This is a genomic window from Chromohalobacter canadensis (genome assembly GCF_029544075.1).
GTDB classification, from domain to species: domain Bacteria; phylum Pseudomonadota; class Gammaproteobacteria; order Pseudomonadales; family Halomonadaceae; genus Chromohalobacter; species Chromohalobacter canadensis_A.
Map to the genome: position 1 here is coordinate 769869 of NZ_JAJQJH010000001.1, position 11152 is coordinate 781020.

The window sequence follows — 11152 nt, forward strand, 5'->3', positions numbered from 1 at the left end:
TCACAAATTTAAATTTTATGCCATAAAAGATTGCCAGGTCGGGAGGCATTACTCATGAAACTCCAGCAGCTGCGCTATATCTGGGAAGTTGCCCGGCACAACCTCAACGTCTCAGCCACCGCGCAGAGTCTGTTTACTTCTCAGCCGGGTATTTCCAAGCAGATACGCTTGCTGGAGGATGAGCTGGGGGTAGAGATCTTCGCGCGTAGCGGCAAGCATCTGACCCGTGTGACACCAGCCGGTGAGGCAATCATCGAGTTGGCCGGCAAAGTGTTACGCACCGTCGACAACATCAAGCACGTCTCGCAGGAGCACAGCGACGAGCGGCGCGGTAGCCTATCGATCGCCACGACCCATACCCAGGCGCGTTATGCCTTGCCGCCGGTCATTCATGAGTTTCGGCAGAAGTATCCCGATGTCGCCTTGCACATGCAGCAGGGCACGCCCAAGCAGATCGCCCAGATGGTCAGTGAAGGGCAGGCCGATTTCGCGATCTGCACCGAGTCGCTGGAGCTTTTTACCGACTTGGTGCTATTGCCATGCTATCGCTGGAACCGTTGCGTGCTGGTCCCTCAAGATCACCCCTTGGCGTCGGTCGAAACATTGACGCTCGAAGCCCTGGCCGAGTATCCGCTGGTGACTTACCTGTTCGGCTTTACCGGTCGCTCGCAGCTCGACGATGCCTTCAAAGCGCATGATCTGACGCCCAACGTGGTACTCACCGCCGCCGATGCCGATGTCATCAAGACCTACGTTCGCCTGGGGCTCGGCGTTGGGATTGTGGCGCATATGGCGGTCGACCCTGTCGTCGATCGCGACTTGGTGGCACTCGATGCCAGCCACCTGTTCGCCAGCTCGACAACCAAGATCGGCATTCGTCGTGGCACCTTCATGCGCGGCTTCATGTTCGACTTCGTCAATCGCTTTGCCCCCCACCTCGATCGAGACAGCATTGAAGCTGCGCTGGCGGCGGGACCACGTCACGAACAGGTTCTGTTCGAAGGAATCGAGCTGCCGGTGCGCTAAGAGCGGCCTGGCAATACGAGAATGCCGATGCCCCGTGGAGGCGGCATCGGCATGGCGCGCATTCGTGTCATCTATTCGATGGTGAAGCTCAGCGCCTAGTGCTGCCTCGTGCTGCTTAGTTTAGTGCTGAAGGTGCAGCCCGCATTCACGCTTGTCTTCCACCTTGGTCGGGTCGAAGTAATCGAAGTTGTTGGGCAGGTCATGCTTCTGCAGGTACTGATACATGTCCTTGGCGGTCCAGTGCAGCACGGGCGCGACCTTGATCAAGCCATCCTGATTGATCGATACCGGCTGCATCTGGGCACGTTCGGCGGTGTCCTCGGCGCGCAGTGCGGTGAGCCAGACACGCGGCGCGGCCTCGCGCAGCGCCCGCTGGAACGGCTCGAGCTTGACTTCCTCCGTGAACGCCGCGTGACGCGGATCGTCGATGGTCGGAAACTCGCCCTCGACGGCATCGCGATGCGCGCGTGAACGGCGGGGATGATAAATCGTCAAGTTGAGGTCCAGCTGTTGGCTGATCTCTTCGGCGAAGCGATAAGTGGCCTCGGTGTTGTAGCCGGAATCCATCCAGATCACGGGAATGTCCGGCTGGACCTGCGTGATCATATGCAGGATCACTGCCTCGAAAGGCCGAAAGTTGGTAGTGCAGATCGCCTTGCCATCGAGCGAGAGCGCCCAGCGAACCAGGGCCTCCGGGTCGTGACCAAGCTCGCGATTGATGGCATCGATATCGAGCGACATGATGAGCTCCTGTGGAAGGTGGCGTGAAGTCTGTCGACTTCAACGAATGGCCATACCCTAGCAAACCGCCGAAACGATCCCCCAATATCGATTGGTTCGAAGCTTATATGCCTTTAACGAAGGCAGTGATTGTCCTGTTAGAACCTAACTGCATGAACGTTGGCAGTCATCGCCCCAGCGAGTGAATCGCTGTGAGGGGCGTAATACGGGGCGGCTCGTCGTCCGGCCATTCGATGTGTGCCTCGATGGCATAGACATCGCGCAGACGCGCATGGGTCAGGACGTCGCCGGGAGTGCCGCTGGCGGCGACACGGCCTGCCTTGAGCATCCATACATGCTGGGCGAAACGCGCTGCCAGGCTCAGGTCATGAATGGCGATGACGATGATGATATGGCGCTGTGCAGCGAGGCGGGTCAGCCAGTCGAGCACCTGCAATTGATGATGAAGATCCAACGCGCTGGTCGGTTCGTCGAGCAGTAGCAGCGAAGGTTCGCGCGTCACGGCTTGGGCAATGGCGACGCGTTGTCGTTGCCCACCCGAGAGCTGGTTCAGTTCGCGCTCGGCCAGTGGCTCCAACTCCAGCGCCTGAAGCGTCGCCTGCACCTTGAGCAGTGCGCGTTCATGCGGTTCGTGAATGCAAGTACGGCGCGCCAGCAAGACGGCTTCGAACACACTGAGCACGGCACGTGAGCCGAGCTCTTGAGGTAAGTAATAAAGATATCGGGAACGTCGTTCGAGCGATAGCGTCATCAATTCCTGGTCATGCAACATGAGCGAGCCGTCGGCACGTTCGAGGCCGGCGATGGCCTTGAGCAGTGTCGATTTTCCCGCGCCGTTAGGGCCGACCAGAGCGGTGATCTCGCCGGGGCGTGCCTCGAGATCGGCGATGCTCTCGAGGACGGGCGTGCCACCCAATCGGCAATCGAGATGCTTGAGCGTTAGCGTCATCCCCACATCTCCTTGCGGCTGCGCAGGATCAACGAGACGAAAAACGGCAGCCCGATGAGTGCGGTGAGCAGGCCGATCGGAATCAGGATGCCGGGCACCAGGGTTTTTGAGAGGATCGAAGTGACGGACATGATCAGCGCCCCGCTGAGTGCGGACATGGGCAGAAAGACGCGCTGGTCCTCGCCTACCAGCAAGCGCGCGATATGCGGGCCCACCAGGCCGACAAAACCGATCGTTCCCACGAAGGCCACGGCGGTGGCGGCCAGCAGTGAGCAACACAGCAGAATACGCAGCCGCAAGCGCGCGACATCGATGCCCATGGCCTGGGCGTGAAGATCGCCAAGCCGCAGCGCGGTGAGCCGCCAGCCGGCATGGAGAAATACCGGCAGCGTCACGCAAAGCGCTAGTGTCGCCAGGCCGACTTTCCCCCAACTGGCCTTGCCGAGACTGCCCAGCGACCAGAACACCAGTTGCTGCAGGGCCTCGGCGGAGGCGACGTACTGCATCAAGCCGAGCATGGCGTTGAAGAAAAACATGATGGCGATGCCCATCAACACCAAGGTCTGCACGCTGACACCGCGCAGGCGGCTGACACCCCAGATGACCAGCGACGCGGCCAGGGCCAGCAAGAACGCGTTGCCGGTGACCAGTAACGTATCGGCGAAGGGTACGATGCCGACGCCGAGGGTGATGGCGAGCGCAGCGCCGACACTTGCCGCCGAGGAAATGCCCAGCGTGAACGGGTCGGCCAGGGGATTGTTGAGGATGGTCTGCATCTCGGCGCCAGCAAGTGCCAGGCTCACACCGACGACGATTGCCATCAGGGCCACCGGCAGACGAATGTTCCACACGATGACGCGCAGCGTGTCCGATGCTTCACTCGGCGCGACGAGTGTCATGAGCACATCGCGCAGTGGGTACTGGCTCGGGCCGATAGCGATGTCGACGATGACCATAGCGAATGTCAGCAAGGCAACACCGATGATGAGACGACGCTGGCGACGACGACGCGTGCGATACCGGGTGACGCTGTCGGTAGGAGAGAACTCAGGCATTGCGGTTGTCATTCGCTCAGGATACGCGATTCGTCGCGCTCATGGGCCCCAGCGGCGCCGAGTGCCTCCATCAGGCGCGAGATTTTGGCGAGTGTTTCTTGGTACTCGGCCTCCTCGTCTGAGTCGGCGACCAGGCCGCCGCCGCCCCACAGGTGGAGTTGACCGGCATCCGCCACGGCGGTGCGGATGGCGATGGAGGTGTCCATTCGCCCGCGCGTATCGACGTAGCCGATGCTCCCGCAATACACGCTGCGGCGACTGGGTTCGAGGTTGTCGATGAGTTGCATGGCGCGGACCTTGGGCGCGCCGGTGATCGAACCGCCGGGAAATGCTGCTCCCAGCAGATCAAGCGCATGCCGTGTCTCATCGAGCTCACCGGTCACCACGCTGACCAGGTGGTGGACGTTGGCGTAGCTCTCCAGGCCGCATAATTGGGGGACGCGGACGCTTCCCGGCTGACAGACGCGCCCCAGATCGTTGCGCAGCAAGTCGACGATCATCACGTTTTCGGCGTTATCCTTGAGGCTGTCGCTCAGCTCGCGGGCGTAGTGCTGATCTTGAGTAGAGGTGTTGCCGCGCGGCCGAGTGCCCTTGATGGGACGCGTTTCCACGCGTCCTTCGACGACTTCGAGGAAGCGTTCCGGCGACAACGATAGAATGCCCTTGTCGTCCCAGGCGAGATAGGCGCCATAAGGCGTCGGTGTTGCTTGGCGTAGCCGCCGATAGGCGTGCCATAAATCGCCTTGGTAGTGGGTGCTGAAACGCTGGGCCAGATTGATCTGGTAACAGTCGCCGCTGCGGATGTAATGCTGCACGGCACGGAAGCGCTCGCCGTAAGCGGCACGGTCGAGTTCACCTCGAAAGGGGGCAAGCAGCTTAAACGGCGGGGCTGGTGATGGCGTGGCTTGTAGCCATGCCAACACTTGGGCGCGGCGCGCCGGCGTAGCCACGAGCCAGGCTTGGCGGGTGTGATGATCGTGGATGAGGGCCCAGTCGTAGAGTCCGACACGGCTGTGGGGCAGCGTGACCGCCTCGCAAGCATGGCCTGAAACAGCCTCCAGGTGCCGCCCGAAATCGTAGCTCCAATAGCCGATCAAGCCGCCCAGAAATGGCAGCTCGCTCGTTACGTCGGGGGTAGGAAGACGCTCGAGAAAGGCACGCTGAGCGGCGAGCGGATCATCGGGCAGGTTCGCGACGTCACTAGTGACCAGGCCGTCTCGATCGACTTCCAGCCAGGCGATGGGGTCGCTGGCGAGGATGTCGTAACGTCCGCCGGGGGCCGTCGGGAAGCCGCTATCCAGCAGCACGGCGTCGGGTCGATGGCGCAGGCGCTCGAAGCGTGCCAGTGGATCGCCATGATAGGGCAGGGGCGTCAATTCGAGTGTCGGCATCGGTGCAGCTTCCTGTCGCGGGCGACTCATTTTAGGGAAGCTGGCCGGATTTGTCCGCCCATGAGCGTGTGCGGATAATGACGGCCATTCAACGCCCCAGAGGCGCGACACATAGAGGATGATGAATATGACAACGTCGCTGGACGAGGGCGAGTTGCGGCAAGGCACTCTGGCGCGCCCGGATCAGCAGTGCCATTGGCGTCGCCTCGAGCGTCGAGCAGGCGCGGGGAAGGTCGTCATGCTGCACGGTGCCGGAGTGGCGGCCGAGCTGACCTGGGGACCGATGGTGACGTATCTCGATGCCTGGCGGACGTTCCTGATGCCCGACTTGCGGGGCATGGGGGCGACGCGTGCGGCGGATGGCCGTGAGCGGCCTTTCTCGCTAGATGAAGTCGTCGACGATGTCGAAGTCTTGCTCGACGCCCAGGATATCGATCAATGCGATGTCATGGGCTATTCGTTTGGCGGGCTGGTAGCGATGCGGCTCAAGCAGCGCTTGGGTACCCGCATCGGACGTATGATGCTGCTCGAGCCGGCACTTCTGGAGCGCGAAGACCGCGCGACCATGGTGCGAGTGCGCGAGGGCTATGCCGAGGCGGCATGTGCCATGCGCGAGGCATCGACGCCGGAAGCAGGTATCGTCGCCTTTCTGGATTTGATTGCACCACATCGCTCGCGCAACCCACGGGCCGAGCGCATGATGATACGCCGCCTCGCGCACCGCCCACTGGGGTTCGCCAATGCGCTGGATTGCGTGACCGATGCCGTCCGGCATCTCGACCGCGATGCCTTGCTCGAGGCGCAACATGATGTGACGAGTGTCGTGGGAGGCAAAAGCCTCGCGGCCATGCAAGCCTATCACTCAACATTGGCGCAGCGACGGTCCGACTGGCGCTACATTGAACTGCCGGGCACTGACCATTCTCTGCCGTTTCAAAAACCCCGGCGGCTCGCCGGCCTGTTGCAAGAAGCATCTTCATTTAACAAGGGCGAAGATGGTTGATTGTCGACAACATGCTCACCGGTGAGTGCTGGTCATACGGCGAAAGGTGTAGTAGCGCCAGGCTTCAGGCAGTTGACCCTTTTGGGGTAGATTACTAAAGTAATACTTATTCTTTATTGTCGACAATTAAATGACGCTTCCTACTTTACCTCATAACGCCGATTCTCATGATGCTTGGCAATCGGCGACTGGTCATGACGACGCTCCCGAAGTGCGCACACTTGCCGAGCGCGTCTTTCACCAACTGCAAAGTGCCATCGTGCGAGGTGAACTGGCCCCCGGAGCCAAGATCACCGAGCCGGGGTTGGCCAAGACCTATGGCATCTCTCGCGGCCCGTTGCGCGAGGCGATGCGTCGTCTGGAAGCCCACCGCTTGATCGAGCGTATCCCGCATGTCGGTGCACGCGTAGTCAAGCTCTCCATGCGTGAGCTGCTGGAATTGTTCGATCTGCGCGAAGCCCTGGAGAGCATGGCGGCGCGTCTGGCAGCGCGACACATGACGGCGCCGGAAATCGCCGGACTGCGCGATGTGCTGGCAGTCCACGAGCGTCAGGAGGACCTGCAGCGCGACGAGGCCTATTTCCAGCGAGAGGGTGATCTGGATTTCCATTACTGCATCGTGCAGGGCAGCCACAATCGCATGCTGATGACCATGCTGTGTGACGACCTTTATTACCTAGTGCGCCTTTACCGCACGCAATTCAGTGCCAGCGGCGCCCGTCCGCAGCGTGCTTTCGTCGAGCATCATCGTATCGTCGACGCCATCGAGGCGGGCGACGAGGAATTGGCTGAACTCTTGATGCGTCGCCACGTCAGCGCGTCTCGCGAGAATGTCGCCAAGCATTATGCCGAGACACTCGATGAGGAGCAGGCGTCCCAACCCCGTTTCGAGGAGGATACGACGTCATGAGCCATCCCACACCGGGCGTCCGCTTCCGCGCCGCGCTCGACGCGCATCGTCCCTTGCCGATCGTCGGCACCATTAACGCGTATACGGCTCTCATGGCCGAAAAGGTCGGGCATCCGGCGATTTACCTCTCCGGGGGCGGCGTGGCCAATGCGTCCTTCGGCTTGCCCGATCTGGGCATGACCACGATGAACGATGTCGCCGAGGACGCACGGCGTATTACGGCGGCCTCAGAAACGCCGCTGCTGGTCGATATCGATACGGGGTGGGGCGGGGCGTTCAATATCGCGCGCACCATCAAGGAAATGCAGCGCGCTGGCGTGGCGGCGGTGCACCTGGAAGACCAAGTCGCGCAGAAGCGCTGTGGACACCGGCCCAACAAGGCCATCGTGTCGCAGCAAGAGATGGTGGACCGCATTAAGGCGGCAGCCGATGCGCGTCTGGATGACGATTTTTATTTGATTGCGCGTACCGATGCCTTCCAGAAGGAAGGCTTGGAAGCGGCCATCGAGCGCGCCAATGCCTGTCTCGAAGCTGGTGCCGATGCCATCTTCGCCGAGGCCGTGCATAGCCTCGAGGACTACCGTGCATTCTGCACGGGCGCCAATGCGCCGATTTTGGCCAATATCACCGAGTTCGGCGCCACGCCATTGTTCACTCAGCAGGAACTGCATGACGTGGGCTGCCGCATGGTGCTGTATCCGCTGTCGGCCTTCCGTGCCATGAATGCCGCGGCACTCGAGGTGTATCGCAGCATTCACGACAATGGGCATCAGCGCGATGTCCTCGACAAGATGCAGACGCGCGATGAGCTTTACGAGTTTCTCGATTACCACGCCTTCGAGCGCAAGCTGGATGCCTTGTTCGACGAGGACCAGTGAAACGGTAGGTGTGGCTGGCGCTATCAGCGTAAGGCAACAACGATAACGATCTGGCACAAGGAGGTTCGCCATGACGGATAAAACGCCCACTAGTACCGGCTTGCGCGGCATGAGCGCTGGCAGCACTGCGTTATGTACCGTTGGCCAGTCCGGCTCCGGGTTGACGTATCGTGGCTATGACATTCACGACCTCGCCGAGCACGCGCGCTTCGAGGAAGTCGCCTATTTGTTGTTCAAGGGCAAGTTACCTAACCAGAAGGAACTGGACGCCTACGTGGCCCGACTCAAGTCGCTGCGCGGCCTTCCCGCATCGCTGAAGGCGGTGCTCGAACAGATTCCCTCCGATGCCCATCCAATGGATGTAATGCGCACCGGTGCGTCGATGCTGGGCAATCTCGAGACGGAGGAGGGCTTCGCCGAGCAGCAGGATAAAAGTGACCGGATGCTGGCGGCGTTCCCCTCGATCATTAACTACTGGTATCGCTTCAGCCATGACGGCGTGCGCATCGATACCGAAACCGACGATGACTCGGTGGGTGGCCATTTCCTGCATTTGCTGCATGGCGAGCCCGCTTCTGAGCTGCATGCACGGGTGATGAACGTCTCGTTGATTCTTTACGCCGAGCATGAGTTCAATGCCTCAACCTTCACCGCCCGTGTATGCGCCTCGACGCTGTCGGATATTCATTCCTGCGTGACCGGCGCTATTGGCTCGCTACGTGGCCCATTGCATGGAGGAGCCAATGAAGCGGCGATGGCGATGATAGAGGACTGGCAAACACCTGAAGAGGCCGAGCGCGAGCTGCTGGGCATGCTCGAGCGCAAGGAAAAGATCATGGGCTTCGGGCACGCGATCTATCGCGAATCCGACCCGCGCAACGCCATCATCAAGCAGTGGTCAAAGCGTCTTGCGGACGATGTGGGCGACACGCGGCTCTACCCTGTCTCCGAGCGTGTCGAGGCAGTGATGTGGCGTGAGAAGAAGCTGTTCTGCAATGCAGACTTCTTCCACGCCAGTGCCTACCACCTCATGGGCATTCCCACCAAGCTGTTCACGCCGATCTTCGTGTGTTCACGGCTGACTGGCTGGTGCGCCCATGTGTTCGAGCAGCGCGAGAACAACCGCATCATCCGACCCAGTGCGGATTATGTAGGGCCCGAAAAGCAGGGATGGTTGCCGATCGAAAAGCGTCAATAATACTGGCTTCGAGCTTCGAGCTTCGAGCTTCGAGCTTCGAGCTTCGAGCTTCGAGCTTCGAGCTTCGAGCTTCGAGCCTGACTTCAAGGAATCAACATGAGTGCCAACGTCGAACAGAACCAGCGTCCCGACTACGATCCCGAGCTGCAGGCGATCGCCGATTACGTGCTGGAATATCGTGTCACCGGTCAGGAGGCACTGGAAACCGCGCGCTACTGCTTGATGGATACACTGGGATGCGGCTTGTTGGCACTGCGCTTTCCCGAGTGCACCAAGCATCTAGGGCCGTTGGTCGAGGGGACCGTTGTGCCCCACGGTGCGCGGGTGCCGGGCACCCAGCTGCGTCTTGACCCGGTCAAGGCGGCCTGGGATATCGGCGCCATCATTCGCTGGCTGGATTACAACGATACCTGGCTGGCGGCGGAGTGGGGGCATCCCTCGGACAATCTGGGGGGAATCCTGGCGATTGCCGATCATCTGTCGCAAAAGCGCGTGGCCGAAGGTGAGGCGCCGCTGACCGTGCGTGATGTACTCGAGGCGATGGTCATGGCCCATGAGATTCAGGGCGTGCTGGCGCTCGAGAACTCGTTCAACCGGGTAGGGCTCGATCACGTTGCCCTGGTCAAGGTCGCCTCGACTGCGGTGGTCGCCAAGTTGATGGGGGCGGATCGCGAACGGCTGCTTGCCGCGTTGTCGCATGCCTTCGTCGACGGCCAGAGCCTGCGCACTTATCGGCATGCACCTAACGCCGGGTCACGTAAGTCTTGGGCGGCGGGCGATGCAACTTCGCGTGGCGTGCGACTGGCGGATATCGCCATGCGTGGCGAAATGGGCATTCCTGGTGTGCTGAGCGCACCGCAATGGGGCTTCTATGATGTGCTGTTCACGAAGACCAACAAGGACCAGCAGCTCAAACCGGAAGATGATCGCCACTTCCGTATCAGTCAGGAGTACGGCTCCTATGTCATGGAAAACGTGCTGTTCAAGATCAGTTTTCCGGCTGAGTTCCATGCCCAAACCGCCTGCGAAGCAGCCGTAACGCTGCATCCACAGGTCAAGGGCCGCCTGGACGACATCGACAGGATCGTGATCACCACTCATGAGTCGGCGATTCGCATCATCTCCAAACAAGGGCATCTGGCCAATCCCGCTGACCGCGATCATTGCCTTCAGTACATGACGGCCGTTCCCTTGATCTTCGGTCAACTGGTCGCCGAGCATTACGAAGATGCCTTTCATGAGTCACACCCGATCATCGATCAATTGCGTGACAAAATGGAAGTGGTAGAGGACGCGCGCTATACCCGCGAGTATCTCGAGGCCGACAAGCGCTCCATCGCTAATGCGATTCAGGTGTTCTTCAAAGATGGCAGCAAGACCGAGCAAGTGGCTGTCGAATATCCCATCGGCCACCGTCGGCGCCGGGAAGAAGGTATGCCCCTTCTGGGAGAGAAGTTTAGCGCTAACCTTGCGACTCGCTTCCCGGCACGACACTGCGATGAGATTCTGGCGCTGTGCGCTGATCAGGCGCGCTTGGAAAGCACCCCTGTACACCGTTTCGTCGACCGTTTCGTAATCTGAGAAAAAACCCCTTGCGTTCGCGCCGTCAGGTCCGTAAAGTACGCATCCGCTGCCGGCGACGGACTTCGTGGCCAGCGGTGGAAGGGTAGCGCAAGTAGCTGACGTGCTTGAGAAATTCAAACCTTCGGGTGGCTTTCTCGCTTGACAGCGACGCCGGAATCGGTAAAATGCGCCGCACCTCGAAAGGCCCCTGATAACGCCGCGCTTCAAGGCGATGTCAGCGATTGTCACCCCGGCTAACGCCTTGACAATCACGGCACTTTCGGTAGAATACGCCTTCCTTGCGAGGCGCCCATCGGGCACACGCAAGCCGCTCCGCTCTTGTCATGTCGAGCCCGGAGCCGCTCTTTAACAATCGATCAGGTAATTCATGTGGGCGTTTGCTCAGGATAGGGGTGCCAGTCACGACCTATCAAGGCA

General features: G+C 60.5%; 9 protein-coding genes and 1 pseudogene. 6 read left to right on the top strand and 4 right to left on the bottom strand.

Translation table 11 applies throughout. From position 1 onward, the window contains the following. Positions 1-54: 54 nt before the first annotated feature. Entirely contained in the window at positions 55-1026 is a 972-nt protein-coding gene (gene cysB, locus LUN51_RS03580; RefSeq protein WP_040242243.1) for an HTH-type transcriptional regulator CysB, read from the top strand. Between the two features lie 120 nt (positions 1027-1146). Here the strand turns inward: cysB and LUN51_RS03585 are convergent, their stop codons facing one another. The 4 genes and pseudogenes from LUN51_RS03585 to pabB all read right to left on the bottom strand — a co-directional run bounded on the left by LUN51_RS03585 (position 1147) and on the right by pabB (position 5162). Continuing rightward, positions 1147-1767 (bottom strand): phosphoadenosine phosphosulfate reductase family protein, encoded by a 621-nt coding sequence (locus LUN51_RS03585; protein ID WP_097024107.1) that lies wholly within the window; start codon positions 1765-1767, stop codon positions 1147-1149. Between the two features lie 166 nt (positions 1768-1933). Further along, a pseudogene (locus LUN51_RS03590) lies at positions 1934-2641 on the bottom strand (ABC transporter ATP-binding protein); the annotation flags it as partial. Between the two features lie 71 nt (positions 2642-2712). Then, a complete protein-coding gene (locus tag LUN51_RS03595; protein WP_277810164.1) occupies positions 2713-3771 on the bottom strand; it encodes a FecCD family ABC transporter permease in 1059 nt (352 codons plus the stop codon). An 8-nt stretch (positions 3772-3779) separates the two neighbouring features. Then, on the bottom strand, positions 3780-5162 hold the full coding sequence (gene pabB / locus LUN51_RS03600; protein ID WP_277810165.1) for an aminodeoxychorismate synthase component I: 1383 nt from the start codon (positions 5160-5162) through the stop codon (positions 3780-3782). 127 nt (positions 5163-5289) lie between these two features. On the opposite strand from pabB, the gene LUN51_RS03605 reads away from it, so the two are divergent. The 5 genes from LUN51_RS03605 to prpD all read left to right on the top strand — a co-directional run bounded on the left by LUN51_RS03605 (position 5290) and on the right by prpD (position 10732). Further along, entirely contained in the window at positions 5290-6165 is an 876-nt protein-coding gene (locus tag LUN51_RS03605) for an alpha/beta fold hydrolase (protein ID WP_277810166.1), read from the top strand. A 130-nt stretch (positions 6166-6295) separates the two neighbouring features. Further along, the gene (locus tag LUN51_RS03610) at positions 6296-7075 is read left to right on the top strand and encodes a GntR family transcriptional regulator (protein ID WP_277810167.1); all 780 of its coding nucleotides are present in this window, start codon (positions 6296-6298) and stop codon (positions 7073-7075) included. Further along, the gene (gene prpB / locus LUN51_RS03615; protein ID WP_277810168.1) at positions 7072-7953 is read left to right on the top strand and encodes a methylisocitrate lyase; all 882 of its coding nucleotides are present in this window, start codon (positions 7072-7074) and stop codon (positions 7951-7953) included. Before LUN51_RS03610 ends, prpB begins: the two co-directional genes overlap by 4 nt. 70 nt (positions 7954-8023) lie before the next feature. Further along, entirely contained in the window at positions 8024-9151 is a 1128-nt protein-coding gene (gene prpC / locus LUN51_RS03620) for a bifunctional 2-methylcitrate synthase/citrate synthase (RefSeq protein ID WP_277810169.1), read from the top strand. 96 nt (positions 9152-9247) lie between these two features. After that, positions 9248-10732, top strand: a complete 1485-nt coding sequence (prpD, locus tag LUN51_RS03625; protein ID WP_277810170.1) for a 2-methylcitrate dehydratase — start codon at positions 9248-9250, stop codon at positions 10730-10732. The last annotated feature ends 420 nt before the right edge of the window (positions 10733-11152 follow it).

Excerpts from the sequence above, each read along its gene's own strand:
- prpD (WP_277810170.1), top strand. The coding sequence starts at position 9,248 with ATGAGTGCCAACGTCGAACAGAACCAGCGTCCCGACTACGATCCCGAG.
- LUN51_RS03595 (WP_277810164.1), bottom strand. The coding sequence starts at position 3,771 with ATGCCTGAGTTCTCTCCTACCGACAGCGTCACCCGGTATCGCACGCGT.
- LUN51_RS03585 (WP_097024107.1), bottom strand. The coding sequence starts at position 1,767 with ATGTCGCTCGATATCGATGCCATCAATCGCGAGCTTGGTCACGACCCG.
- prpB (WP_277810168.1), top strand. The coding sequence starts at position 7,072 with ATGAGCCATCCCACACCGGGCGTCCGCTTCCGCGCCGCGCTCGACGCG.
- cysB (WP_040242243.1), top strand. The coding sequence starts at position 55 with ATGAAACTCCAGCAGCTGCGCTATATCTGGGAAGTTGCCCGGCACAAC.
- prpC (WP_277810169.1), top strand. The coding sequence starts at position 8,024 with ATGACGGATAAAACGCCCACTAGTACCGGCTTGCGCGGCATGAGCGCT.
- LUN51_RS03610 (WP_277810167.1), top strand. The coding sequence starts at position 6,296 with ATGACGCTTCCTACTTTACCTCATAACGCCGATTCTCATGATGCTTGG.
- pabB (WP_277810165.1), bottom strand. The coding sequence starts at position 5,162 with ATGCCGACACTCGAATTGACGCCCCTGCCCTATCATGGCGATCCACTG.
- LUN51_RS03605 (WP_277810166.1), top strand. The coding sequence starts at position 5,290 with ATGACAACGTCGCTGGACGAGGGCGAGTTGCGGCAAGGCACTCTGGCG.